This window comes from Mycobacterium parmense, assembly GCF_010730575.1.
Classification (GTDB): Bacteria; Actinomycetota; Actinomycetes; order Mycobacteriales; family Mycobacteriaceae; genus Mycobacterium; species Mycobacterium parmense.
Genome location: NZ_AP022614.1, coordinates 3052380 through 3078643, shown reverse-complemented (window position 1 = coordinate 3078643; position 26264 = coordinate 3052380). Strand labels below are relative to the sequence as shown.

23 protein-coding genes are annotated in these 26264 nt (G+C 69.7%); 21 read left to right on the top strand and 2 right to left on the bottom strand.

Going from position 1 to position 26264, the window contains the following annotated elements:
- Nucleotides 1–116: 116 nt before the first annotated feature.
- The 4 genes from G6N48_RS14125 (at nt 117) to manA (ending at nt 4444) form a co-directional block, all read left to right on the top strand.
- Nucleotides 117–572 carry a DUF3499 domain-containing protein gene (locus G6N48_RS14125; protein WP_197745592.1) on the top strand — a complete coding sequence of 152 codons (456 nt, stop codon included), beginning with the start codon at nt 117–119 and terminating at the stop codon, nt 570–572.
- A 109-nt stretch (nt 573–681) separates the two neighbouring features.
- On the top strand, nt 682–2073 hold the full coding sequence (locus G6N48_RS14120; protein WP_085270676.1) for a phosphomannomutase/phosphoglucomutase: 1392 nt from the start codon (nt 682–684) through the stop codon (nt 2071–2073).
- Nucleotides 2070–3209 (top strand): TobH protein, encoded by a 1140-nt coding sequence (locus tag G6N48_RS14115; RefSeq protein WP_085270677.1) that lies wholly within the window; start codon nt 2070–2072, stop codon nt 3207–3209. The genes G6N48_RS14120 and G6N48_RS14115 overlap by 4 nt, the downstream gene beginning before the upstream one ends.
- Nucleotides 3210–3217: 8 nt before the next feature.
- On the top strand, nt 3218–4444 hold the full coding sequence (manA, locus tag G6N48_RS14110) for a mannose-6-phosphate isomerase, class I (RefSeq protein ID WP_085270678.1): 1227 nt from the start codon (nt 3218–3220) through the stop codon (nt 4442–4444).
- A gap of 454 nt (nt 4445–4898) precedes the next feature.
- On the opposite strand, the gene G6N48_RS14100 is transcribed toward manA, so the two are convergent.
- Nucleotides 4899–6341 carry an FAD-dependent oxidoreductase gene (locus G6N48_RS14100; RefSeq protein WP_085267617.1) on the bottom strand — a complete coding sequence of 481 codons (1443 nt, stop codon included), beginning with the start codon at nt 6339–6341 and terminating at the stop codon, nt 4899–4901.
- A gap of 67 nt (nt 6342–6408) precedes the next feature.
- Between G6N48_RS14100 and G6N48_RS14095 the strand changes: the two genes are divergently transcribed.
- From G6N48_RS14095 to G6N48_RS14020, 16 genes are all read left to right on the top strand, one after another.
- Nucleotides 6409–7911: an APC family permease gene (locus G6N48_RS14095; protein WP_085267618.1), complete on the top strand. Its 1503-nt coding sequence runs from the start codon at nt 6409–6411 to the stop codon at nt 7909–7911.
- Between the two features lie 98 nt (nt 7912–8009).
- Nucleotides 8010–9251 carry an alkane 1-monooxygenase gene (locus tag G6N48_RS14090; protein ID WP_085267619.1) on the top strand — a complete coding sequence of 414 codons (1242 nt, stop codon included), beginning with the start codon at nt 8010–8012 and terminating at the stop codon, nt 9249–9251.
- Complete coding sequence (locus G6N48_RS14085; protein ID WP_085267620.1) at nt 9251–9424, top strand: rubredoxin; 174 nt, start codon at nt 9251–9253, stop codon at nt 9422–9424. Before G6N48_RS14090 ends, G6N48_RS14085 begins: the two co-directional genes overlap by 1 nt.
- The gene (locus G6N48_RS14080; RefSeq protein WP_085267621.1) at nt 9421–9603 is read left to right on the top strand and encodes a rubredoxin; all 183 of its coding nucleotides are present in this window, start codon (nt 9421–9423) and stop codon (nt 9601–9603) included. Before G6N48_RS14085 ends, G6N48_RS14080 begins: the two co-directional genes overlap by 4 nt.
- 17 nt (nt 9604–9620) lie before the next feature.
- Entirely contained in the window at nt 9621–10226 is a 606-nt protein-coding gene (gene alkX, locus G6N48_RS14075; protein WP_085267622.1) for a TetR family transcriptional regulator AlkX, read from the top strand.
- A 96-nt stretch (nt 10227–10322) separates the two neighbouring features.
- Nucleotides 10323–11795, top strand: a complete 1473-nt coding sequence (ahcY, locus tag G6N48_RS14070) for an adenosylhomocysteinase (protein WP_085267623.1) — start codon at nt 10323–10325, stop codon at nt 11793–11795.
- 99 nt (nt 11796–11894) lie between these two features.
- Complete coding sequence (locus G6N48_RS14065) at nt 11895–12527, top strand: dTMP kinase (RefSeq protein ID WP_085267624.1); 633 nt, start codon at nt 11895–11897, stop codon at nt 12525–12527.
- Between the two features lie 80 nt (nt 12528–12607).
- Nucleotides 12608–13294, top strand: a complete 687-nt coding sequence (mtrA, locus tag G6N48_RS14060) for a two-component system response regulator MtrA (RefSeq protein WP_007168097.1) — start codon at nt 12608–12610, stop codon at nt 13292–13294.
- 31 nt (nt 13295–13325) lie between these two features.
- Entirely contained in the window at nt 13326–15005 is a 1680-nt protein-coding gene (gene mtrB, locus G6N48_RS14055) for an MtrAB system histidine kinase MtrB (protein WP_085267625.1), read from the top strand.
- A complete protein-coding gene (gene lpqB / locus G6N48_RS14050; protein ID WP_085267626.1) occupies nt 15005–16765 on the top strand; it encodes an MtrAB system accessory lipoprotein LpqB in 1761 nt (586 codons plus the stop codon). Before mtrB ends, lpqB begins: the two co-directional genes overlap by 1 nt.
- A gap of 35 nt (nt 16766–16800) precedes the next feature.
- Complete coding sequence (locus tag G6N48_RS14045) at nt 16801–17442, top strand: ComF family protein (RefSeq protein WP_085267627.1); 642 nt, start codon at nt 16801–16803, stop codon at nt 17440–17442.
- A 340-nt stretch (nt 17443–17782) separates the two neighbouring features.
- Nucleotides 17783–18448 carry a ribosome hibernation-promoting factor, HPF/YfiA family gene (gene hpf, locus G6N48_RS14040; RefSeq protein WP_085267628.1) on the top strand — a complete coding sequence of 222 codons (666 nt, stop codon included), beginning with the start codon at nt 17783–17785 and terminating at the stop codon, nt 18446–18448.
- Nucleotides 18449–18709: 261 nt separating this feature from the next.
- A complete protein-coding gene (secA, locus tag G6N48_RS14035) occupies nt 18710–21532 on the top strand; it encodes a preprotein translocase subunit SecA (protein ID WP_085267629.1) in 2823 nt (940 codons plus the stop codon).
- 77 nt (nt 21533–21609) lie between these two features.
- Complete coding sequence (gene mddA, locus G6N48_RS14030) at nt 21610–22377, top strand: methanethiol S-methyltransferase (RefSeq protein WP_085267630.1); 768 nt, start codon at nt 21610–21612, stop codon at nt 22375–22377.
- A gap of 42 nt (nt 22378–22419) precedes the next feature.
- Nucleotides 22420–22902, top strand: a complete 483-nt coding sequence (locus tag G6N48_RS14025) for a cation:proton antiporter regulatory subunit (RefSeq protein WP_085267631.1) — start codon at nt 22420–22422, stop codon at nt 22900–22902.
- 4 nt (nt 22903–22906) lie between these two features.
- Nucleotides 22907–24064, top strand: a complete 1158-nt coding sequence (locus G6N48_RS14020; protein WP_085267632.1) for a cation:proton antiporter — start codon at nt 22907–22909, stop codon at nt 24062–24064.
- A gap of 10 nt (nt 24065–24074) precedes the next feature.
- On the opposite strand, the gene G6N48_RS14015 is transcribed toward G6N48_RS14020, so the two are convergent.
- Nucleotides 24075–24629: an Rv3235 family protein gene (locus G6N48_RS14015; RefSeq protein ID WP_139825618.1), complete on the bottom strand. Its 555-nt coding sequence runs from the start codon at nt 24627–24629 to the stop codon at nt 24075–24077.
- Between the two features lie 210 nt (nt 24630–24839).
- Here G6N48_RS14015 and G6N48_RS14010 point away from each other — a divergent pair, with 210 nt between their 5' ends.
- Nucleotides 24840–26258: a WS/DGAT/MGAT family O-acyltransferase gene (locus G6N48_RS14010; RefSeq protein ID WP_085267634.1), complete on the top strand. Its 1419-nt coding sequence runs from the start codon at nt 24840–24842 to the stop codon at nt 26256–26258.
- Nucleotides 26259–26264: the final 6 nt, after the last annotated feature.

Sequence of the window (26264 nt, the reverse complement as noted above, 5' to 3'; positions counted from 1 at the left end):
TCGCGGGGAGCCGCGGGATTCGCCCACGCGCCGATGGTAACGGTTGGACATCGCGGGCCGGTCGCATGCGCGTGTCCGGCGCTTCGGCGGCGTTTGCGCACGCTAGCCTTTCGATCGTGAACGTTCCCCGTCGCTGTTGCCGGCCCGGGTGTCCGCACTACGCCGTGGCGACCTTGACGTTCGTCTACTCGGACTCGACGGCGGTGGTGGGCCCACTCGCGACCGCGCGCGAACCACACTCCTGGGACCTGTGCGTCGGCCACGCCGGCCGGATCACGGCGCCCCGGGGATGGGACCTCGTGCGCCACGCCGGCCCCCTCCTTTCGGAGCCCCACCACCCCGACGAGGACGACCTGGTCGCCCTGGCCGACGCGGTGCGTGAGGGAGGCCGCGCGGTGCCCTGCGCGGGCAACGGCGTGCCGCAACATGGATTGAACGGCTTCGCCGATCCGCACCTGCACCCGGCCGGGGTGCAGGCCACCGCCCCGAGCAGCGGTTTGCTCGCGCCGCCCGAGCGCCGCACGGGACGCCGCCGCGGACACCTGCGGGTGCTGCCCGATCCCAGCGACTAGGCCACCCCGCGCACACCGCAATCCGTTGTGACCGTTGGCCGCGCGCAGCAACGGCGTGCGGATAGGCTGGCGGCCAAGAGACGAAGAATTCGGCGTCAGGAGGCCCCGCATGTCCCGGCCCGCCGCGACCGTCCACCGCGTCGTCAAGGCGTATGACGTGCGGGGACTGGTCGGCGAAGAGCTCGACGAGTCTCTGGTCACCGACCTGGGCGCCGCGTTCGCCGAGCTGATGCGTGCCGAGGGGGCGCACCGGGTGGTGATCGGGCACGACATGCGGGACAGCTCCCCGACGCTGGCCGCCGCGTTCGCCGCCGGGGTCACCGGCCAGGGCCTGGACGTGGTGCGAATCGGATTGGCGTCCACCGACCAGCTCTACTTCGCCTCCGGGCTGCTGGACTGCCCCGGCGCGATGTTCACCGCGAGCCACAACCCGGCGGCCTACAACGGCATCAAGCTGTGCCGGGCCGGCGCCAAACCGGTCGGCGCCGACACCGGGCTGGGACTGATCAGCGACCAGGTCATCTCCGGCGTCGGCCCCTACGACGGGCCACCCGGAACCGTGTCCGACCGCGACGTGCTCGAGGACTACGGGCAGTTCCTGCGCTCGCTGGTCAACACCTCGGGCCTGCGTCCCCTGCGGGTCGCGGTGGACGCCGGCAACGGGATGGCCGGCCTCACCAGCCCCGCGGTGCTGGGCGCCATCGACTCGATCACCTTGCTGCCGCTGTATTTCGAGCTCGACGGCAACTTCCCCAACCATGAGGCCAATCCGCTGGACCCGGACAACCTGGTCGACCTGCAGAAATACGTGCGCGACACCGGGGCCGACGTCGGCCTGGCCTTCGACGGCGACGCCGACCGGTGCTTCGTGGTCGACGAGCGCGGCCGGCCCGTGGCGCCGTCGACGGTCACCAGCCTGGTGGCCGCCCGCGAGCTCACCAAGGAGATCGGCGCGACGGTCATCCACAACGTGATCACCTCCCGTGCGGTGCCGGAGCTGGTCACCGAGCGCGGCGGCACGCCGCTGCGCTCCCGGGTCGGCCATTCCTACATCAAGGCGCTGATGGCCGACACCGGAGCGATCTTCGGCGGCGAGCACTCGGCGCACTACTACTTCCGCGACTTCTGGGGCGCCGACTCCGGAATGCTGGCGGCTCTTTACGTCCTGGCCGCCCTGGGCGAGCAGGACCGCCCGCTCTCGGAGCTGACGGCCGACTACCAGCGCTACGAAGCCTCCGGCGAGATCAACTTCAAGGTGGCCGATGCGCCGCTGTGCGTCGAGGCGGTGCTCAAAGCGTTCGCCAGCCGCATCCATTCGCTCGATCACCTCGACGGGGTGACGGTCGATCTGGGCGGCGGCAGCTGGTTCAACCTGCGCAGCTCCAACACCGAGCCGTTGTTGCGGCTCAACGTGGAGGCGCGCAGCACCGAGGACGTCGACGCGATGGTGGCCGAGATTCGCGCGGAGATCCAGGCGGTGCGCGTCGAGGCCGCCCCGTGAACACCACTCGCGCCGTGGACCTCGAAGACGCCGAGGGTCTGCTGGCGGCCGACCGCGAAGGACTGTTGCGTGCCGCGTCGTCGGCGGGCGCCCAGGTGCGCGCGCTGGCCGCCGCGGCCGACGAGGGCGAACTCGATTCGATACGCGGCGACGACCGCCCGCGCAGCGTGATCTGGGTGGCCGGCCGTGGCACCGCCGAGACGGCCGGGTTGATGCTCGCGGCGACGTTGGGCGGTGCGGCCGCCGAGCCGATCACCGTGGTGAGCGAGGCGCCGCCGTGGGTGGGCCCGCTGGACGTGCTGGTCGTCGCAGGCGACGACCCCGGCGATCCCGCGCTGGTGACCGCGGCCGCGACCGGTGTGCGCCGCGGTGCGCGGGTGATCGTGGTGGCGCCCTACGAGGGGCCGCTGCGCGACTACACCGCCGGCCGGGCCGCCGTGCTGGCGCCGCGGGTCTGGGTGCCCGACGGTTTCGGGCTGTGCCGGTACCTGGCCGCGGGCCTGCTGGTCGTGCAGACCGTCGACCGCAGACCTGGCGTGGACCTCGGTGCGCTGGCCGACGAGCTGGACGCCGAGGCGCTGCGCAACAGCGCCGCCCGTGAGCTCTTCACCAACCCGGCCAAGACGATCGCGGCTCGCATGGCCGACCGCCGCGTGGCGCTGGCCGGCGACTGCGCCGCGACGCTCGCGCTGGCCCGGTACGGAAGCTCGGTCTTCCTGCGGGTCGCGCAGCAGGTGGTCGCCGCGGCCGCACTCGCGGACGCGGTCGTGGCGCTGCGCGACCGCGGCGCCGCCGGGTTCGCGGGTGGTTCGTCGGTGGACGCGCTGTTCCACGACGATCAGATCGACGGGCCGCTGCCCGAGACGTTGCGGGTGCTGGCGCTGACCCTGGACGCCGAGCGGACGGTGGTGGCCGCCCGGGTCGCCGGGTTCGACGACGTCTACCTCCTCGCCGCCGAGGACGTGCCCGATCTGCCCGACACACCCGAGGCGCTGGGCCGGCCGGTCGGGCCCGACGGCCCGGCCGTCTCCGGTGCGCGGCCGGCTACCGGCGCCGGGCGCCCCGAGCAGCAGCTGGCAGTATTAGCGGTCCGGTTGGAGACGGCCGCGGTTTACATGCGATTGGCGCGGGGATAGATAGACCAGTGGAACTGCTACGCGGGGCGTTGAGGACGTACGCATGGGGATCGCGCACGGCCATCGCCGAATTCACCGGGCGTCCGGTGCCGGCGGCCCACCCGGAGGCCGAGCTCTGGTTCGGCGCCCACCCGGGCGACCCGGCCTTCCTCGAGACGGAGGACGGCGAGGTCTCGCTGCTGGATGCGGTGGTCGCCGACCCCGAGGGCCAGCTCGGGCCCGGATCGCGCGCCAGGTTCGGTGACGTCCTGCCGTTCCTGTTCAAGGTCCTGGCGGCCGACGAGCCGCTGTCGTTGCAGGCCCACCCCAGCGCGGCCCAGGCGATCGAGGGTTACCTGCGCGAGGAGCGGCTGGGCATACCGCTGTCCTCGCCGGTGCGCAACTACCGGGACACGTCCCACAAGCCCGAGCTGCTGGTCGCCCTGCAGTCGTTCGAGGCGCTCGCCGGTTTCCGGCAGGCCTCCCGCACCACCGAACTGCTGCGGGCGCTGGCCGTCTCCGACCTCGACCCCTACATCGACCTGCTCAACGACCAATCCGACGCCGACGGCCTGCGCGCGCTGTTCACCACCTGGATCACCGCGCCACAGCCCGACATCGACGTGCTGGTGCCCGCCGTGCTCGACGGCGCCATCCACTATGTGAGCTCCGGGGCAACGGAGTTCGCCGACGAAGCCAAAACCGTGCTGGAGCTCGGCGAGCGTTACCCCGGCGACGCCGGCGTGCTGGCGGCGTTGCTGCTCAACCGCATCTGCCTGGCGCCCGGCGAGGCCATCTTCGTCCCCGCCGGCAACCTGCACACCTACCTGCGCGGTTTCGCGGTGGAGGTGATGGCCAACTCCGACAACGTGTTACGCGGCGGCCTGACCCCCAAGCACGTGGACGTGCCCGAGTTGCTGCGGGTGCTGGACTTCGAACCCACCGCCGAGGCGCAGCTGCGCCCGCACGTACGCCGCGAGGGATTCGGGCTGATCTACGAAACCCCGGCCGACGAGTTCGCGGTCGCGCTCCTGGACCTCGAGGGCGAATACCTCGGCCACGAGGTCGACGCGTCGTGCAGCCATGAAGGCCCGCAGATCCTGCTGTGCACGCAGGGCGCCACGACGGTGCACGGCAAGTCCGGTTCCCTCACGCTGGAGCGGGGCATGGCCGCATGGGTGGCCGCGGACGACGCCCCGATCCGGCTGGTCGCGCGGGAACCCACCAAGCTGTTCCGCGCCACCGTGGGGCTGTGAGCTAAGACCCACCCGATGGTGGCGACCCGCTTCGCCCGGCTGCGCCGCGCTCGCGATCGCCACTAGACCCGATGGTGGCGACCCGCTTCGCCCGGCTGCGCCGCGCTCGCGATCGCCACTAGACCCGATGGTGGCGACCCGCTTCGCCCGGCTGCGCCGCGCTCGCGATCGCCACTAGACCCGATGGTGGCGACCCGCTTCGCCCGGCTGCGCCGCGCTCGCGATCGCCACTAGACCCGATGGTGGCGACCCGCTTCGCCCGGCTGCGCCGCGCTCGCGATCGCCACTAGACCCGATGGTGGCGACCCGCTTCGCCCGGCTGCGCCGCGCTCGCGATCGCCACTAGACCCGATGGTGGCGACCCGCTTCGCCCGGCTGCGCCGCGCTCGCGATCGCCACTAGACCCGATGGTGGCGACCCGCTTCGCCCGGCTGCGCCGCGCTCGCGATCGCCACTAGACCCGATGGTGGCGACCCGCTTCGCCCGGCTGCGCCGCGCTCGCGATCGCCACGCGACGCCGCTGCCGGGCCGCCTCCCGGCGTTCGCCGAGCCACAGCCGCATGTTGTGTCGCATGGCCCGGCCGACAATCCGCGGGGGCGGGACCATGTACAGGCTGTCCAGCAGCGAGAACCGGCGCAGAAACCACTCCGCCAGCACGGGGTCCGTCTCGGCGGCGCCCAGGAACTGGTCGAACAGCGCGCCGGAGGGCCGCCACCACCAGGGGACGGGCTTCTTGGTTCCGGCGTGGTGGAAGGTGACGTCACCGATGGCGTTCATCATCCACACCGGGTAGGTGGTCTTGAAGGTGGCCCGATTCAGCGCCGCGGCCATCTGGTCGTCGGGCAGTTGCAACGCGCGGCGCAGGTGGCCGGCCTGCAGCGACGTCATCGTCATGCCCTGACCGAAGGTGGGGTTGAAGCTGGCGACGGCGTCGCCGAGCGGGATGATGCCGGCCGGAAGGCGTTCGAGCTTGTCGTAGCGACGCCATCTGCTGGCCGGGAAGGCGTGAAAGGCCGGCTCGCCGAAGGGTTCCGCGTGTCGCAGCGCGGCGCCGAAGTGGGCGGGTAACAGCTGGTCGGCCAGCGCGAGCATCTCGGGGAACGTTCGCGGCGGCTTCGCGTCGGCCACCCCGAAGGTGGTCAGCACCCAGGCGCCGTCCTCGTAGAACAGCATGCCCAGCCCCAGCGACTGGTCGTGGGAAGCGCCGGCCACCACGACCTTCTCCGCGATCAGACCGTCGGGCAGCCGGAACCGGTGGGTGGCGTAGTGGATGCCGATGTCCAGGACTTCTTCGTCGGGGCGTGGATATCCCCACTGCTCCAACCACGCGGGCAGCCGGGTGCCGCGGCCGGCGGCGTCCACGACCAGGTCGGCCGCCACGAATTCCGGCTCGGGATCGCTCGCGTCCAGCAGCACTCCGGTCACGCGCTGCCGGGCGCGGTCGAATCGCGGTTCGGCCACCGAACGTCGCACGATCTCGACATTGGGAATGTCCTGGGTGCGGGTGCGCAGCTGCCATTCCAGGTGCGGGCGGCTGGGAACGTAGGCGGTGAACTCGTCGCGCAGCGTGTGTCCGGTCCCCAGAACGTGGCCCGCGGCGCCGAGGTGGATGCAGTCCGGCCGGTTCTCCAGGATCGGAACGCCCGCCGCCACCATGTCCTTCAGCAGTCCGGGGAACAGGCTCTCGAACTCGTCCGCCCCGCGGGCCATCAACATGTGCAGATGACGGTCCTGGGGGACGGTTGCGCGGTTTGCCGGGATGCCCGGCAGTTCGTCGCGCTCGTAGACGGTGACCCGGGAGAAGGAGTCCGACAACACCCGTGCGGCGCACAGGCCGGCGATGCTTCCCCCGATGACAACCGCGTGGTCTCTGGTGTTTGGTCCGCTACCCGGCACCCCCGCAGAGTACCCAGTACTGTGACGGACCAACGGCCCCCAGCTTGGGGAGGGAAGGGCGGGGTTGATGGCCAACCGATGGCGCACGAAGTCCGTCGAGCAGTCGATCGCCGACACCGACGAGCCGGACACGCGGCTGCGCAAGGAGCTGACCTGGCGCGATCTCGCGGTCTTCGGGGTGGCGGTGGTGATCGGCGCCGGAATCTTCACCGTGACCGCGTCGACAACCGGCGACGTCACGGGTCCGGCGGTCTGGGTGTCGTTCGTGATCGCGGCGGGCACCTGTGCGCTGGCGGCGCTGTGCTACGCGGAATTCGCCTCGACGCTGCCGGTCGCCGGCAGCGCCTACACCTTCTCCTACGCGACGTTCGGCGAATTCCTCGCCTGGATCATCGGCTGGAATTTGCTGCTGGAACTCGCGGTCGGCGCCGCCGTCGTGGCCAAAGGCTGGTCGAGTTACCTCGGCACGGTCTTCGGCTTCGCCGGGGGCACGGCCCAACTCGGGTCGTTCACATTGGACTGGGGAGCGCTGCTGATCGTCGCGATCGTGTCGACCCTCATCGCCCTGGGGACCAAGCTGTCGTCGAGGTTCTCCGCGGTGATCACCACCATCAAGGTCGCGGTGGTCGTCTTCGTCGTCGTCGTCGGGGCTTTCTACATCAAGGCGGCGAACTACTCGCCCTTCATTCCCAAGCCACAGGCCGGCGGCGACCAGCGTGGCATCGACCAGTCGGTGCTGTCGCTGCTCACCGGGGCCCATAACAGTCACTACGGGTGGTACGGCGTGCTGGCGGGCGCGTCGATCGTGTTCTTCGCGTTCATTGGTTTCGACATCGTGGCCACCATGGCCGAGGAGACCAGGGAGCCCCAGCGTGACGTGCCGAAGGGGATCCTGGCGTCGCTCGCGATCGTGACGGTCCTCTACGTCGCGGTCTCCGTGGTGCTGTCGGGAATGGTGCCCTACACCGAGCTCAAGACCCGGCCGGGCGGTACGCCGGCGAATCTGACCACGGCGTTCACGGCGAACGGAATTCACTGGGCGAGCGGGGTCATCGCGGTCGGGGCGCTGGCGGGTCTGACCACCGTGGTGATGGTGCTGATGCTCGGGCAGTGTCGGGTGTTGTTCGCGATGGCGCGCGACGGCCTGCTGCCGCGGCGGCTCGCCAAGACCGGCGCGCGGGGCACCCCCGTGCGCATCACGGTGCTGGTCGCGGCCGTGGTGGCCGTGACGGCGTCGGTCTTTCCCATCACCAAGCTCGAGGAGATGGTCAACGTTGGGACGCTGTTCGCGTTCGTCCTGGTGTCGGCGGGCGTGATCGTGTTGCGCCGCAACCGGCCCGACCTGGAACGGGGCTTCCGGGCGCCGTGGGTGCCGGCTCTGCCGATCGCGTCGATCGTCGCGTGCGTGTGGCTGATGGTGAACCTCACCGCGCTGACCTGGGTGAGGTTCGGTGTCTGGCTGGTGGTGGGCACGGCGATCTACGCCGGATACGGCCACCGGCATTCGGTGCAGGGCCGCCGCGACGCGGGGGAGCTCGAGGCGCTCGCGCCGGTCGAGGCTGACCGCTAGGAGGCGTTTACAAATCATGCTCTTGTGTCTAGACATCAGACTTAAACGCATGTAATGTCCAACCTCAAGGTGATGTGACTCACGAGGAGGTTTGGCATATGACCACGCTGAGGCCCGAATCGGAACTCTCCGAGGCGCCCGTCTGGCGGGACAAGAAGCGTCGTCTCTGGCTGATGGGGCTGATCGCTCCGACGGCGCTGTTCGTGATGCTGCCGATCGTCTGGGGATTGAACCGGCTCGGTTGGCATGCCGCCGCACAGGTGCCGTTGTGGATCGGCCCGATCCTGCTCTACGTGCTGTTGCCCATCCTGGATCTGCGCTTCGGGCCCGACGGGCAGAACCCGCCCGACGAGGTCATGGAGCGGCTGGAGAACGACAAGTACTACCGCTATTGCACCTACATCTATGTCCCCTTCCAGTACGCCAGCGTCGTCGTCGGCGCCTACCTGTTCACCGCGTCGAACCTGAGCTGGCTGGGCTTCGAGGGTGCGCTGGGCTGGGTCGGGAAACTGGGTGTCGCCCTCTCGGTCGGTGTCCTCGGCGGGGTGGGCATCAACACGGCCCACGAGATGGGGCACAAGAAGGACTCGCTGGAGCGGTGGCTGTCCAAGATCACCCTCGCGCAGACGTGCTACGGCCATTTCTACATAGAGCACAACCGCGGTCACCACGTGCGGGTGGCCACGCCCGAGGACCCCGCGTCCGCCCGCTTCGGGGAGACGTTCTGGGAGTTCCTGCCGCGCAGCGTCTTCGGCAGCCTGCGCTCGTCGCTGCGGCTGGAGGCGCAGCGCCTGCGCCGGCTGGGCAGGAGCCCGTGGGACCCGCGCACATACGCGTCCAACGACGTGCTCAACGCCTGGGCGATGTCGGCCCTGTTGTGGGGTGCGCTGATCTGGGCCTTCGGGCCGGCGCTGATCCCCTTCGTGGTCATCCAGGCGGTCTTCGGCTTCAGCCTGCTCGAATCCGTCAACTACCTCGAGCACTACGGGCTGCTGCGGCAACAGAAGTCGGGCGGCCGCTACGAGCGTTGCGCGCCGGTGCACAGCTGGAACTCCGACCACATCGTCACCAACCTGTTCCTGTACCACCTGCAGCGGCACAGCGACCACCACGCCAACCCGACGCGCCGGTACCAGACGCTGCGCAGCATGACGGGCGCCCCCAACCTGCCCAGCGGCTACGCGTCGATGATCGCGCTGACGTATGTGCCGCCGCTGTGGCGCAAGGTGATGGACCACCGGGTGCTCGACCACTACGACGGCGACATCACCCGGGTCAACGTGCAGCCGCGGCTGCGCGAGAAGATGCTGGCCCGCTACGGCGAAGCGGGGCAGCGGTGATGGCCTCCTATGCGTGCCCGGTGTGCGACTACGTCTACGACGAGGCCAAAGGTGAGGCCCGGGAAGGCTTTCCGGCGGGGACGCGCTGGGCGGAGATTCCCGACGACTGGTGCTGCCCGGACTGCGCGGTGCGCGAGAAGGTCGACTTCGAACCTCGAGGAGCGAATCGATGAGTGACTACAGACTGTTCCGTTGCCTGCAGTGCGGCTTCGAGTACGACGAGGCGCAGGGCTGGCCGGAAGACGGCATCGAGCCCGGCACCCGTTGGGACGAGATACCCGAAGACTGGAGCTGCCCCGACTGCGGCGCCGCGAAGTCCGACTTCGAGATGGTGGAAGTAGCCAGGTCCTGAGCACTATCCTCGCGCCTGTGAAGCGGATCCCTTACGCCGAGGCGTCGCGGGCCCTGCTGCGCGACTCGGTGCTGGACGCGATGCGCGACGAGCTGCTGACCCGCGACTGGTCGGCCATCACGCTCACCGATGTGGCGCGGGCGGCGGGGATCAGCCGGCAGACTATCTACAACGAGTTCGGCTCGCGCCACGGCCTGGCGCAGGGGTACGCCTTGCGCCTGGCCGATCACCTCGTCGACACCATCCACGCCTCCCTGGAAAGCAACGTCGGCGACTTCTATGAAGCCTTCCTGCAGGGTTTTCGTTCCTTCTTCTCAGAGTCTGCCGCCGACCCGCTGGTGATCTCGTTGCTGACCGGCGCCGCCAAGCCCGACCTGCTGCAGATCATCACCACCGACAGCGCACCCATCATCACCCGGGCGTCGGCCCGGCTGACCTCGGCATTCACCAGCACCTGGGTTTCCACCAGCGACGAGGACGCCGGGGTGCTGGCGCGCGCGATCGTGCGGCTGGCGATGAGCTACGTGTCGATGCCGCCCGAGGCCGACCACGACGTCGCGGCCGACCTGGCGCGGCTGATGACGCCCTTCGCGGAGCGCCACGGGGTCGTCAACGCGCCCTGACGCCCACCGGCCCGCCGGCCGCCTATTACAGTGGCGCAAGAGCGTATACCTAACCTAAGTAATCCTCTTGAACCTAAGCCGTAGAAGGAAGAATCCATGACGACGACCGAAAGTGCGTTGACCGCCGACGTCCGCAATGGCATCGACTTCAAGGTCGCCGACCTGTCGCTGGCGGACTATGGACGGCGCGACATCGAGCTCTCCGAGCAGGAGATGCCCGGCCTGATGTCGTTGCGCCGCGAGTACGCCGAAGTGCAGCCCCTCAAGGGCGCGCGGATCTCGGGCTCGCTGCACATGACCGTCCAGACCGCGGTGCTCATCGAGACCCTTGTCTCGCTGGGCGCACAGGTCCGCTGGGCGTCCTGCAACATCTTCTCCACTCAGGACCACGCCGCCGCCGCGGTGGTCGTGGGCCCGCACGGCACCCCCGAAGAGCCCAAGGGCGTACCGGTGTTCGCCTGGAAGGGCGAGACGCTGGAGGAGTACTGGTGGGCCGCCGAGCAGATGCTCACCTGGCCCGACGAGCCGGCGAACATGATCCTCGACGACGGCGGCGACGCGACCATGCTGGTGCTGCGGGGTGCGCAGTACGAGAAGGCCGGCGTGGTGCCGCCCGCCGAAGACGACGACCCCACCGAGTGGAAAGTCTTCCTCGAACTGCTGCGCAGCCGCTTCGAGACCGACAAGGACAAGTGGACCAAGATCTCCGAGTCGGTCAAGGGCGTCACCGAGGAGACCACCACCGGCGTGCTGCGCCTCTACCAGTTCGCCGCGGCCGGCGACCTGGCCTTCCCGGCGATCAACGTCAACGACTCGGTCACCAAGAGCAAGTTCGACAACAAGTACGGCTGCCGGCACTCGTTGATCGACGGGATCAACCGCGGCACCGACGTGCTGATCGGCGGCAAGAAGGTGCTGATCTGCGGCTACGGCGACGTCGGCAAAGGCTGCGCCGATTCGGTCAAGGGGCAGGGCGCGCGCGTCGTCGTCACCGAGATCGACCCGATCAACGCGCTGCAGGCCCTGATGGAGGGCTACGACGTCGAGACGGTCGAGGACGCGATCGGCGAGGCGGACATCGTCGTCACCGCGACCGGCAACAAGGACATCATCACGCTGGCCCACATGAAGGCGATGAAGGATTACGCCGTGCTGGGCAACATCGGGCACTTCGACAACGAGATCCAGGTCGCCCAGCTGGAGAAGTCCGGGGCCACCAAGGTCAACATCCGCCCCCAGGTCGACGTGTGGACGTTCCCCGACAGCGGCAAGTCGATCATCCTGCTGTCCGAGGGCCGGCTGCTGAACCTGGGCAACGCCACGGGCCACCCGTCGTTCGTGATGAGCAACAGCTTCTCCAACCAGGTCATCGCCCAGATCGAGCTGTGGACCAAGAACGACGAGTATGACAACGAGGTGTACCGGCTGCCCAAGCACCTCGACGAGAAGGTGGCCCGCATCCACGTCGAGGCGCTCGGCGGCAAGCTGACCAAGCTCACCAAGGAGCAGGCCGAGTACATCGGCGTCGACGTCGACGGCCCCTACAAGGCCGACCACTACCGCTACTGAGTCCTCGCCGGCGCCGAGTGTGCGGCCAGCCGCACACTCGGCGCCCAGCGTGCGGCTGGCCGCACACTCGCGGACCCAGATCGCGGATAGGCTCGCGCCGTGCTGATCGCGATCGAGGGCGTCGACGGCGCGGGCAAGCGGACGCTGACCGACGGCCTGTGCGCGGTGTTGCGGGCCGAGGGCAAGTCGGTGGCGACGCTGGCCTTCCCCCGTTACGGGCAGTCGGTGGCCGCCGATATCGCCGCCGAGGCGCTACACGGCGAACACGGCGATCTGGCGTCGTCGGTGTATGCGATGGCGACGCTGTTCGCGCTGGACCGTGCGGCCGCCGTGGGCGAGATCGAAGCGCTGTGCGGTGCGCACGACGCGGTGATCCTGGACCGTTACGTCGCCTCCAACGCGGCCTACAGCGCCGCGCGGCTGCACCAGGGCGCCGACGGCGAGGCGGTGGAATGGGTGCGCCGCCTGGAGTTCCAGCGCCTCGGGCTGCCGGCGCCCGATTGGCAGGTGTTGCTCGCGGTGTCCGCGGAGCTGGCCGGGCAGCGGGCCCGCAGCCGGGCCGAGTCCGAGCCGGGCCGTGCACGCGACACCTACGAACGCGACGACGACCTGCAGCGCCGCACCGGCGCTGTGTATGCCGAACTGGCCGCCGCGGGCTGGGGCGGACCGTGGCTGGCGGTGGACGCCGACGTCGATCCGGGGCGATTGGTGGCGACTTTCACGGCCGGTTAGCACAGAATTGTCACGATTTGGCGGTGTCGGGCACGAAACGCCCGTGTGGTGCGCCGGATTTGTCCCGATCTGGTGACACCATGGACTCCATGAGGCAAAGGATTTTGGTTGTCGACGACGACGCTTCGTTGGCCGAGATGCTCACCATCGTGCTTCGTGGGGAGGGCTTCGACACCGCTGTCATCGGTGACGGTACCCAGGCCCTGACCGCGGTGCGCGAACTGCGCCCCGACCTGGTGCTGCTCGATCTGATGTTGCCGGGCATGAACGGCATCGACGTGTGCCGGGTGTTGCGCGCCGACTCCGGCGTTCCCATCGTCATGTTGACGGCCAAGACCGACACCGTGGACGTGGTGCTGGGCCTGGAGTCCGGCGCCGACGACTACATCATGAAGCCGTTCAAGCCGAAGGAACTCGTCGCCCGGGTGCGGGCACGGTTGCGGCGCAACGACGACGAGCCCGCCGAGATGCTGTCGATCGCCGACGTCGAGATCGACGTCCCGGCCCACAAGGTCACCCGCAACGGCGAGCAGATCTCGCTGACGCCGCTGGAATTCGACCTGCTCGTCGCGTTGGCGCGCAAACCGCGGCAGGTGTTTACTCGTGATGTGCTCCTCGAACAGGTCTGGGGATACCGTCACCCGGCTGACACGCGCCTGGTGAACGTGCACGTCCAGCGTCTGCGGGCCAAAGTCGAGAAAGACCCTGAAAACCCGACCGTGGTGTTGACCGTTCGAGGAGTGGGATACAAGGCCGGACCTCCGTGACCCGCGCCGACTTGCGGGAGCGGCGTCATTGATGTGGTGGGGGTCCCGGCGACGTACTCGCAGCCGCTGGGGGCGCTCCGGCCCCATGAGTCGCGGGATGGGCGCGGTCAGCCGCGCCGTCGGCGTCGCCTGGCGCCGGTCGTTGCAGCTGCGCGTCATGGCGTTGACCCTCGGTCTGTCGACGGCGGTCATCCTCGCCCTCGGCTTCGTACTGACCAGCCAGGTCACCAACCGCGTTCTTGACGTCAAGGTCCGGGCCGCGATCGAGCAGATCGAGCGGGCCCGCATCACCGTCGGCGGGATCGTCAGCGGCGAGGAGACGCGCTCGCTGGACAGCAGTCTGCAGCTGGCCCGCAACACGCTGACGTCCAAGACCGACTCGGCGTCGGGCGCCGGCCTGGCCGGCGCGTTCGACGCGGTGCTGATGGTCCCGGGCGACGGCCCGCGCGCGGCCACCGCGGCGGGGCCCGTCGATCAGGTGCCGAACTCGTTGCGCGGCTTCGTCAGGGCCGGGCAGGCCGCCTACCAGTACGCCACCGTGCACACCGACGGCTTCTCGGGTCCCGCGCTGATCGTCGGCTCGCCGGCGTCGTCGCAGGTGGCCAACCTCGAGCTGTACCTGATTTTCCCGTTGAAGAACGAGCAGGCCACCATTCAGCTGGTGCGCGGGACGATGATCACCGGCGGCGCCGTCCTGCTGGTGCTGCTGGCCGGGATCGCGCTGCTGGTGACGCGACAGGTGGTGGTGCCGGTCCGGTCGGCGTCGCGCATCGCCGAACGGTTCGCCGAAGGGCACCTCTCCGAACGGATGCCGGTGCGCGGCGAGGACGACATGGCCCGGCTGGCGTTGTCGTTCAACGACATGGCCGAGAGCCTGTCCCGGCAGATCACCCAGCTCGAGGAGTTCGGCAACCTGCAACGCCGGTTCACCTCGGACGTCAGCCACGAGCTGCGCACCCCGCTGACCACCGTGCGCATGGCCGCCGACCTGATCTACGACCACAGTGAGGACCTCGACCCGACACTGCGGCGCTCCACCGAACTGATGGTCAGCGAGCTGGACCGGTTCGAGACGCTGCTCAACGACCTGCTGGAGATCTCCCGGCACGACGCCGGCGTGGCCGAACTGTCCGTCGAGGCGGTCGACCTGCGCACCACCGTGGGCAGCGCGCTGGGCAACGTGGGACACCTGGCCGAGGATGCCGGCATCGAGCTGCAGGTGGACATGCCCGGCGAAGAGGTGATCGCGGAGGTGGACGCGCGCCGGGTCGAGCGGATCCTGCGCAACCTGATCGCCAACGCCATCGACCATGCCGAGCACAAGCCCGTGCAGATCCGGATGGGCGTCGACGAGGACACCGTCGCCGTCACCGTCCGCGACCACGGCGTGGGCCTGCGCCCGGGCGAGGAGAAGCTGGTGTTCAGCCGGTTCTGGCGGTCGGACCCGTCGCGGGTGCGGCGATCCGGCGGGACCGGGCTGGGCCTGGCGATCAGCATCGAGGACGCGCGGCTGCATCAGGGCCGGCTGGAGGCCTGGGGCGAACCGGGTCAGGGCGCCTGCTTCCGGTTGACGCTGCCGCTGGTCCGGGGCCACAAGGTCACGACCAGTCCGCTGCCGCTGAAGCCCATGCCGCAGGCGGGCCCGCAGCACGCCGCCCCGGAACGCGCGGACCTGCCCAGGCCGCGTGAGCACGCCGAGCGGAGCGGGTGATGAGGCGCAAGCTTTTCGCGCTGCTGTCGTCGGCGCTGTTGCTCGCCGGCTGTGCGGGCGTGCCCAGCACGTCGGCCCCACAGGCCATCGGCACCGTCGAGCGGCCGGCCCCGTCGAACCTGCCCAAGCCGACGCCCGGCATGGACCCGGACGTGCTGCTGCGTGAATTCCTCAAGGCCACGGCCGATCCCGCGAACCGGCACCTGGCGGCGCGCCAGTTCCTCACCCAGTCGGCATCCAACTCCTGGGACGACGCCGGCAGCGCACTGCTGATCGACCACGTGGTCTTCGTCGAAACCCGCGCCGCCGAACGGGTTTCGGCGACCATGCGGGCCGACATCCTGGGCTCGCTGTCCGACGTCGGGGTCTTCGAGACCGCCGAGGGCGTGCTGCCGGACCCGGGCCCGATCGAGTTGGTGAAGACATCCGGGGGCTGGCGCATCGACCGGCTGCCCAACGGCGTCTTCCTGGACTGGCAACAGTTCCAGGCGACCTACAAGCGCAACACCCTCTACTTCGCCGACCCGACCGGCAAGACGGTGGTGCCCGACCCGCGCTACGTCGCGGTGGCCGATCACGATCAGCTGGCCACCGAGCTGATCTCCAAGATGATCGCCGGACCGCGGCCCGAGATGGCCCACACCGTGCGCAACCTGCTCGCCCCGCCGCTGCGGCTGCGCGGGCCGGTCACCCGCGCCGACGGCGGCAAGAACGGGATCGGGCGCGGCTACGGCGGTGCCCGCATCGACCTCGAGAAGCTGTCCACCACCGACCCGCACAGCAGGCAATTGCTTGCCGCGCAGATCATCTGGACGCTGGCCCGGGCCGACATCCGCGGCCCGTACGTGATCAACGCCGACGGCGCGCCGCTGGACGACAGGTTCGCCGAGGGGTGGACCACCTCCGACGTCGCGGCCACCGATCCGGGCGTCGCCGACGGCGCGGGCGCGGGGCTGCACGCCCTGGTCAACGGGTCGCTGGTGGGCCTCGACGGGCAGCGCGCCACCAACGTGCCGGGGGCGTTCGGCCGGATGGGCGACCAGACCGGCGCCGCCCTGTCCCGCAGCGGACGCCAGGTGGCGTCGGTGGTGACGCTGCGCCGCGGCGCGCCGGACGTGGAGGCGTCGCTGTGGATCGGCGATCTCGGCGGCGAGGCGGCCCAGTCCGCCGACGGGCACAGCCTGTCGCGGCCCAGCTGGTCGCTGGACGACGCGGTGTGGGTGGTGGTGGACGGCAACAACGTCCTGCGGGCGATTCAGGAACCCGCGTCGGGACAACCCGCGCGCATCCCGGTGGATTCTGTCGCGGTGTCCAGCCGTTTCCCGGGCCCCATCACGGATCTGCAGCTGTCCCGGGACAGCACGCGTGCCGCGATGGTGATCGGCGGCCAGGTGATACTCGCCGGTGTCGAGCAGACCCAGGCGGGCCAGTACGCCCTGACCTACCCGCGGCGGGTGGGCTTCGGCCTGGGCACGTCGGTGGTGTCGTTGTCGTGGCGGACCGGCGACGACATCGTGGTCACCCGCACCGACGCGAGCCACCCGGTGTCCTACGTCAACCTCGACGGGGTGAACTCCGACGCGCCTGCCCGCGGGCTGCAGCTTCCGGTGTCGACGGTCGCGGCCAATCCCTCGACGATCTACGTTGCCGACCCCCAGGGGGTGCTGCAGTATTCGGCGTCCGCCGCGGAGGGCCAGCAGGGATGGTCCGAGGTGGCCGGTCTCGGGGTGTTGGGAGCGGCGCCGGTGTTGCCCGGCTGAACCGCCCTGTCGGTGCCGCGAGCGACACTGCTGGCGTGCTCGACCTGATCCTGCCCCTGCAGTGCGGCGGTTGCGGGGCGCCGTCCACCCGCTGGTGTGACGCCTGCGCCGCCGAACTGTCGGTGGCCGCCGACCAGCCGCACGTGGTCGAGCCACGTGTCGACCCCCGTGCGCCCGTCTTCGCGCTCGGCCGGTACGCCGGCGCGCGCCGGCGCGCCATCCTGGCGTTGAAGGAGCACGGCCGCGGCGACCTCGCGGCGCCGCTGGCGTGCGCGCTGGCCACCGGCGTGCATCGGCTGCTGACGTGGGGAATGGTCGATACCCCGCTGGTCATCGTGCCCGCGCCGACGCGGCGTTCGGCGGCACGGCGGCGCGGGGGAGACCCGGTGACCAGGCTGGCGCGGGCGGCGGTGGCCGGACATCCCGGCATCGCCGTCGCCGAGCTGTTGCGGTACAGAGCCCTGGTCCGGGACTCGGTGGGCCTGAGCACCGCGGCCCGTGAGCGCAACGTCGCGGGCCGGGTCGCGTTGCGGGGCCGGCGGCTCGTCGCGCCGGGCGCCGAGGTCGTGCTCGTCGACGACATCGTCACCACCGGCGCCACCGCGCGCGAATCGGTGCGGGTGCTGCGCGACGCGGGGGTGGCGGTGGCCGCCGTGCTGGCCCTCGCGGCCGCGTGAATCTGTGCGGCCGGGCGCCGAGCCCGTGAACCCGCCAAGAGGTTGTGAAGAACTCGCAACAGTCAGCGAAATTAGTGGCGTCGCTTGGCGAACAAGAGCTAACGTCGAGGACAACCTTGAATGACTCTGTTGGTCTGAGTTCTTGGTCGCGGTTTTCCGCCGTGCAGACCCCACACGTGGGAGGGGGTGAGTATCCGACACCTTGCACCGGCGGGCTGCCTGCGGCGGGAAATCTTCTCAGACCCGCTCCAACCTCGTCGGCGCGTATTTGGTAGCCGAGCACGCAGTACGCGTGCGACATGAAATGAGGAGCGAGTTGTCCCGTATGTCAAGGATTTCCGTGGATTCCGTCCAGGTTCTCGACGAGGTGCCGCCAGAAGCCGACGGGCAGGCCGAGTCGGCCCCCCAGGCCGAGGTTGTTTTCAAGGGCCGCAATGTCGAAATCCCCGATCACTACCGAAATTACGTGTCAAGCAAACTCGCCCGGCTGGAGCGATTCGATCGCTCCATCTACCTTTTCGACGTCGAACTCAAACACGCGCCCAACCGGCGGCAGCGCAAGTCGTGCCAGCGGGTGGAGATCACCGCGCGCGGCCGCGGGCCGGTGAGCCGGGCCGAGGCCTGCGCCGACAGCTTTTACGCCGCGTTCGAGTCCGCGGTCGACAAGCTCGAGAACCGGTTGCGCCGCGCCAAGGACCGCCGCAAGGTCCACTACGGCGACAAGACCCCGGTCTCGCTGGCGGCCGCCACCGCGGTGGTGCCGCAAACCGAACGCCGGCCGGAGCCCCCTCCCGTCGAACGCAACGGCATCGAACCCGAGCACGAACCCGGGCGGATAGTCCGCACAAAGGAGCATCCGGCCACGCCGATGACGGTCGACGACGCTCTCTACGAGATGGAACTGGTCGGGCACGACTTCTTCTTGTTCCACGACAAGCAGACCGAGCGGCCGTGCGTCGTCTACCGCCGCCACGCCTATGACTACGGGCTGATCAGGCTGTCCTGACGGGTACGGGGGCGGCGACCCGCCGCGCCCGGCGAAGCCGCGCTCGCGATCGCCGTGGGTACCGGGGCGGCGACCCGCAGCGCCCGGCGAAGCCGCGCTCGCGATCGCCGCGGGTACTGGGGCGGCGCGACCCGCCGCGCCCGGCGAAGCCGCGCTCGCGATCGCCGCGGGCGGGCCATCGTGGGGTTGTCACCTACGATGGGAGTCGCTTACGAGAAGACTCCTACCACCAGGGGAAGATCCCGAAAAGGGGACAACACCGTGCTGTCGAAGTTGCTGCGCCTCGGCGAAGGCCGCATGCTCAAGCGTCTCAAGCGGGTGTCTGACTACGTCAACACCCTCTCCGACGAGGTGGAGAAGCTCACCGACGCCGAGTTGCGGGCCAAGACCGACGAGTTCAAGAAGCGGCACGCCGACGGAGAAAGCCTCGACGACCTGCTGCCTGAGGCCTTCGCCGTGGCGCGAGAGGCGGCCTGGCGGGTGCTCGACCAGCGCCCCTTCGACGTGCAGGTGATGGGCGCGGCGGCGCTGCACTTCGGCAACGTCGCCGAGATGAAGACCGGCGAGGGCAAGACCCTGACGTCGGTGCTGCCTGCCTACCTCAACGGCATCGGCGGAAAAGGCGTGCACGTCGTCACGGTCAACGACTACCTGGCCAAGCGCGACAGCGAGTGGATGGGCCGCGTGCACCGCTTCCTGGGCCTCGACGTCGGCGTGATCCTGGCGCAGATGACCCCCGACGAGCGCCGCGTGGCCTACAACGCCGACATCACCTACGGCACCAACAACGAGTTCGGCTTCGACTATCTGCGCGACAACATGGCGCATTCGCTCGACGACCTGGTGCAGCGCGGGCACAACTTCGCGATCGTCGACGAGGTCGACTCGATCCTGATCGACGAGGCCCGCACCCCGCTGATCATTTCCGGCCCCGCCGACGGCGCCTCCAACTGGTACCTCGAGTTCGCCCGGCTGGCGCCGCTGATGGAGAAGGACGTCCACTACGAGGTGGACCTGCGCAAGCGAACCGTCGGCGTGCACGAACTCGGCGTCGAGTTCGTCGAGGACCAGCTCGGCATCGACAACCTCTACGAGGCCGCCAACTCCCCGCTGGTCAGCTACCTCAACAACGCGCTGAAGGCCAAGGAGCTGTTCAGCCGCGACAAGGACTACATCGTCCGCGACGGCGAGGTGCTCATCGTCGACGAGTTCACCGGGCGCGTCCTCTACGGCCGCCGCTACAACGAGGGCATGCACCAGGCCATCGAGGCCAAGGAGCACGTCGAGATCAAGGCCGAGAACCAGACGTTGGCCACCATCACCCTGCAGAACTACTTCCGTCTCTACGACAAGCTCGCCGGCATGACGGGCACCGCCCAGACCGAGGCGGCCGAGCTGCACGAGATCTACAAGCTCGGCGTGGTGCCCATCCCGACCAACAAGCCGATGGTCCGCACCGACCAGTCCGACCTGATCTACAAGACCGAGGAAGCCAAGTACATCGCGGTGGTCGACGACGTGGCCGAGCGCTACGAGAAGGGCCAGCCGGTCCTGATCGGCACCACCAGTGTCGAGCGCTCGGAGTACCTGTCGCGCCAATTCACCAAGCGGCGGATCCCGCACAACGTGCTCAACGCCAAGTTCCACGAGCAGGAGGCGGGCATCGTCGCCGTCGCCGGCCGCCGGGGCGGCGTCACGGTGGCCACCAACATGGCCGGCCGCGGCACCGACATCGTGCTGGGCGGCAACGTCGACTTCCTCACCGACCAGCGGCTGCGGGAGCGCGGCCTGGATCCGGTGGAAACGGCCGACGAATACGAGGCGGCCTGGCACGAAGAGCTGCCGCTGGTCAAGGAGGAGGCCGGAAAAGAGGCCGCCGAGGTGATCGAGGCCGGTGGTCTGTACGTGCTGGGCACCGAACGACACGAGTCGCGGCGCATCGACAACCAGCTGCGCGGCCGCTCCGGCCGGCAGGGCGACCCGGGTGAGTCCCGCTTCTACCTGTCGCTGGGCGACGAGCTCATGCGCCGGTTCAACGGCGCCGCCCTGGAATCGTTGTTGACCCGGCTGAACCTGCCCGAGGACGTGCCCATCGAGGCCAAGATGGTCACCCGGGCCATCAAGAGCGCCCAGACTCAGGTGGAGCAGCAGAACTTCGAGGTCAGAAAGAACGTCCTCAAGTACGACGAGGTGATGAACCAGCAGCGCAAGGTGATCTACGCCGAGCGCCGCCGGATCCTGGAGGGCGAAAACGTCAAGGAGCAGGCGCTGGAGATGGTCCGCGACGTCATCACCGCTTACGTCAACGGCGCCACCGGCGAGGGCTACGCCGAGGACTGGGATCTGGAGGCGCTGTGGACGGCGCTCAAGACGCTGTACCCGGTCGGCATCAGCCACGAAGAGCTGATGCGTCTCGACGGTGACTCCGATCGCGACGACCTGACCCGCGAGGAGTTGCTCGACGAGCTGCTCAAGGACGCCGAACGTGCTTACGGTGTGCGGGAAGCCGAGCTCGAGGAGATCGCCGGCGAGGGCGCGATGCGCCAGCTGGAGCGCAACGTCTTGCTCAACGTGATCGACCGCAAGTGGCGCGAGCACCTCTACGAGATGGACTACCTCAAGGAGGGCATCGGGTTGCGGGCGATGGCGCAGCGCGACCCGCTGGTTGAGTACCAGCGCGAGGGCTACGACATGTTCATGGCCATGCTCGACGGCATGAAGGAGGAGTCCGTCGGGTTCCTGTTCAACGTCGTCGTCGAGGCGGCGCCCTCCCCGCAGGTCGCGCCGGTCGAAACGCCGGAGGGCCTCAAAAACCTCGGCACCGCGCCCGAGCAGGGTGACACGGCCCCGCCCGCGCGCGAGGAGACTCCGAACAGGTTGCGGGCCAAGGGAATCGACGACGAGCAGCCCGCGCTGACCTACTCCGGCCCCTCGGAGGACGGTTCGGCGCAGGTTCAGCGCAACGGCGGCGGCGAGAAGGCGCCCGCCGGCGTCCCCGGCGGCGCGAGCCGGCGCGAGCGGCGGGCGGCCGCCAGGCAGCAGGGCCGCGGCGCCAAACCGCCGAAGTCGGTCAAGCGCCGCTAGCCCGGCCCGGCGCGGGCCGCCGAAATCGGGGCCGACAACCTATAGGCACGCGGGTCCGCGAGGCGGACACTTGGCTAATGAACCGGCATCTCGCGATCGCCTACGGTGGTGTCGCCTACCTGCTGTTCCTTGTGTCGTTCGGGTACCTCGTCGGCTTCCTGGGCAACATCTGGGTGCCGCGCTCCGTCGATCATGGGCACCCGGCGTCGCCGGGCTGGGCGGCACTGGTCAACGTGCTGCTGCTGGGCGCGTTCGGCGTCCAGCACAGCGTCATGGCGCGCCCGGCGTTCAAACAGCGGTGGACACGTGTCGTGCCGCCGTCGATCGAGCGCAGCACCTACGTGCTGATGTCCAGCGCGGTGCTGGCGCTGCTGTACTGGCAATGGCGGACCATGCCCACCGTGGTCTGGGAGGTCCGGCAGCCGGCGTTGCGCGCGACGCTGTGGGCGCTGTTCTGGCTGGGCTGGGCGATCGTGCTGGCCTCGACTTTCATGGTCAGCCATGTCGATTTGTTCGGCCTGCGCCAGGTTTACCTGGCGTGGCGTGGAAAGCCTTACAGCCACGTTGGGTTTCGTGCCCCGCTGCTGTACCGCCTGGTGCGCCACCCGCTGATGCTGGGATTCGTCATCGCCTTTTGGGCGGTGCCCACGATGACGGCGGGGCACCTGCTGTTCTCGATCGCGATGACGGTGTACATCCTGCTCGCCGTGCGGATCGAAGAGCGCGACCTGGTCGCCGCGCTGGGCGAAGAATATGTCGCCTACCGCCGGGACGTCTCAATGTTGCTGCCCCTGAAGGCCTTGGCGCGCGCACGCAACGCCGACGCGGCGCGCCGGCGGCACTAGCCGGCTACCTGGGCGCCGGCCGGCCCTGTCAGGATTGACGACATGGACGTCAAGGAGGTGCTGCTACCCGGTGTCGGTCTGCGTTACGAATTCACCGACCACAAGGGGGACCGGATCGGCATCATCGCGCGGCGCAGCGGCGACTTCGACGTCGTCGTCTACGCCCGCGAGGACCCCGACGAGGCGCGACCGATCCTGCATCTGAGCGATCAGGAGGCCGAGGCGGTGGCCCAGATCCTCGGGGCGCCCCGCATCGCCGAGCGGTTCACGGAACTGGCCAAGGAGATTCCGGGTCTCGAGACGCGGCAGGTCCACATCCTGACCGGCAGCCCCTTCGTCGGACACCCGCTGGGCGACACCCACGCCCGCACCCGCACCGGAGCGTCCATCGTCGCCATCGTGCGCAACGAGGAAGTGCTCGCCTCGCCCGGCCCGGCCGAGATGTTGCGCGCGCAGGACGTCCTGATCGTCATCGGCACCGAAGACGGCATCGCCGGTGTCGAACGAATTATCGACAAGGGCTGAGCGGGTGCAGGTTTCGGGGGCGCTGCTGTTCGAGCTCGGCGCCCTCCTGGCCATCCTGGCCGTATTGGGCACCGCCGCAAGGCGATTCGCGTTGTCACCGATACCGGTCTACCTGCTGGCGGGACTGTCACTGGGCAAGGGAGGCATCCTGCCGGTGGCCGCAGCGGGCGAGTTCGTCACCACGAGCGCGCCCATCGGCGTCGTGCTGCTGTTGCTGACCCTGGGCCTGGAGTTCTCCGCGACCGAGTTCGCCGCCAGCATGCGGCGCCACCTGCCCTCCGCGGGTGTCGACGTCGTGCTCAACGCGTTGCCCGGTGCCATCGCCGGGTGGTTGCTGGGATTGGACGGCGTCGCCATCCTGTGCCTGGCCGGCGTCACCTACATCTCCTCGTCGGGAGTCGTCGCGCGGCTGCTCGGCGACCTGGGCCGGCTCGGTAACCGCGAGACGCCCGCCGTGCTGTCGGTGCTGGTCCTCGAGGACTTCGCGATGGCGGCGTACCTGCCGTTGTTCGCGGTGCTGGCGTCGGGCGGCGGCTGGCTGCACGCGGTCGGGGGCATGGTCGCGGCGGTAGCCGCCCTGCTGGCGGCGTTCGCCGCGTCCTACCGCTGGGGCCACCACGTCGGCCGGCTGGTCGAACACCCCGACCCCGAGCAGCTGTTGCTGCGGGTTCTGGGCATCACGCTGATGGTGGCGGCCGTGGCCGAGTCACTGCACGCCTCGGCCGCCGTGGGCGCATTCTTGGTGGGGCTGACGCTGACGGGCGAGACGGCGGAGCGGTCCCGCGAGGTGCTGGGGCCGTTACGGGACCTGTTCGCCGCCATCTTCTTCCTGGCGATCGGCTTCTCCGTCGACCCGCACGAGCTGATCCCCATGCTGCCGGCGGCGCTGGTGCTGGCGGTGGTCACCGCCGCGACCAAGGTGCTGACCGGGGTCTATGCCGCACGGCGCGAGGGTGTGGCGCGTCGCGGCCAACTGCGCGCGGGCTCGGCGCTGATCGCCAGGGGCGAGTTTTCGCTGATCATCATCGGGCTGGCCGGCACCTCGATCCCGACGGTCGCCGCGTTGGCGACGGCGTATGTGTTCGTGATGGCCATCGTGGGCCCGGTGCTGGCCCGCTATACGGGCGGCCCCTTGCCGGCCGGGGCCGGGCCGTCCGCCTGACCGGAGGCGCTCACCCGATGTGCAGCGCGACCACCTGCCACCTGTTCCCGCCGGTCTCGTCGCCCACGCGTTCGACCCGGCATGCGATGGCGTGCATGCGGTTCCCGCGACTGTACGAGCCGAACACCTCGGCCGCGGCGAGCACGTCGCGGTGCCCGGCCGGCTGCAGCCGCATCCGGCGCAGCACAGCCGCCCCGCGCTGTGGGCCCGGGTGCCCGGAACGGCCGACCGAGACCACCGAGTCGACCAGGCCGGGCGCCAGCATGGGCCGCAGCTGTGCGGCGGGGCGGCGCCGGTCGATGACCTCCAAGATCCGGCGCAACGCCGCGTCGGCGAACGCCGCCGCCTGCCGCATCGGCGCGGGCATGGCCATGGGCGCGACTTTGCCGGCGCCGGCCTCGGGCGGCGTCGTTCGTTTGCCGGGCCGGCCGCCATACGGGCGGCGCAACGGCGGGTGGGACGGCTGGCCGTGCGAGACGTCGCCCGCCGGGGGCTCGTAGTCGACCACGCGCGTGACGGAGAAGGCGTCCCCGGGTGGCGGGCTCGAGGCGGGATCAGCGGTCACGCACACTCTCCAACTCGCACGCTGCGATTGCATTCGACCCGAACGGGCGTCCCGCTGGAGAGGGGCGGACATCGGTCATCATGGCACAACTCGGCCGCGCGCGTACCCGCCGCGAGCTCTGCGGCGCCGGGACTATTACCGTGGGCGGGTACGCCTGCCAAGCAGAGATCACCGAGCGATTGAGGACGATTTGATGAGGACGGCGCCGTCATGGTGACCCGGCTGTCGCCGTCGGACGCGTCCTTCTACCGGCTGGAAAACACGGCCACCCCCATGTATGTCGGGTCGCTGTCCATCCTTCGGCGTCCCCGGGCCGGCCTGAGTTACGAGACGCTGCTGGCCACCGTCGAGCAGCGGCTGCCGCAGATCCCGCGGTACCGGCAGAAGGTCCGGGAAGTGCGAATCGGCACGGCCCGCCCCGTCTGGCTCGACGACAACGACTTCGACATCACCTACCACGTGCGCCGTTCGGCGCTGCCGTCGCCGGGCAGCGACGAGCAGCTGCACGAGCTGGTCGCCCGCCTGGCGGCGCGGCCGCTCGACAAGTCGCGGCCGCTGTGGGAGATGTACCTGGTCGAGGGCTTGTCCAAGAACCGCGTGGCCCTGTACACCAAGTCGCATCAGGCGCTGATCAACGGCATGAGCGCGCTGGAGATCAACCACGTCATCGCCGACCGGACCAAGCGCCCGCCGCCGTTCCCCGAGGACATCTGGGTACCGGAGCGCGACCCGGGCAATACCCGCCTGGCTCTCGGGGCGATCGGCGAGTGGTTCGTCGGTCCCGGCAACCAGATGCAGGCGGTCGGTTCCGCGATCACCGGCCTGCTCACCAACTACGGCGAACTCGTCGACACCGGCCGGCGGGCGCTGAACTTCGCGCGCGCCCTGGCGCGCGGCACCGCGCCCAGCAGCCCGCTCAACGCCACGGTGTCGCGCCATCGCCGCTTCACGGTCGCCTCCGGCAGCCTCGCGGACTACCGCGCCGTGCGTGCGCGCTACGACTGTGACGTCAACGACGTGGTGCTGGCGGTCATCGCCGGCGCGCTGGGCAACTGGCTGATGTCGCGGGGAGAGGCGGTGTCGCCGACCGCGACGGTCCGGGCGATGGCGCCGCTGTCGGTCTACGCCGACGCCCAGCTCGACGCTACCGGTCCCGGGCAGACCATCAGCCAGGTGATGCCCTTCCTGGTCGACCTGCCGGTGGGGGAGCCCAATGCCGTGGTGCGGTTGTCGCAGATCGCGCACGCCACGGAATCCAATCCCACCGCGGCCCGGCTGGTCGACGCCAGGACCATCGTCACCCTCTCGGGGTTCGCGCCACCGACGTTGCACGCCATGGGGATTCGGGTCGCCACCAGCTTCCCGAGCTTCTCCAAGCGGACGTTCAACCTGCTGATCACCAACGCTCCCGGTGCGCAGTCGCAGATGTATGTCGCCGGAACCAAACTGCTCGAGACCTACGCCGTGCCCCCGCTGCTGCACAACCAGGCCCTGGCCATCGGCGTGACGTCCTACAACGGCATGCTCTACTTCGGGATCAACGCCGACCGCGAAGCGATGAGCGACGTCGATCTGCTGCCGGGGCTGTTGAGCCAATCTCTCGACGAACTCCTCGAAGCGTCCCGGTAGCTCCGC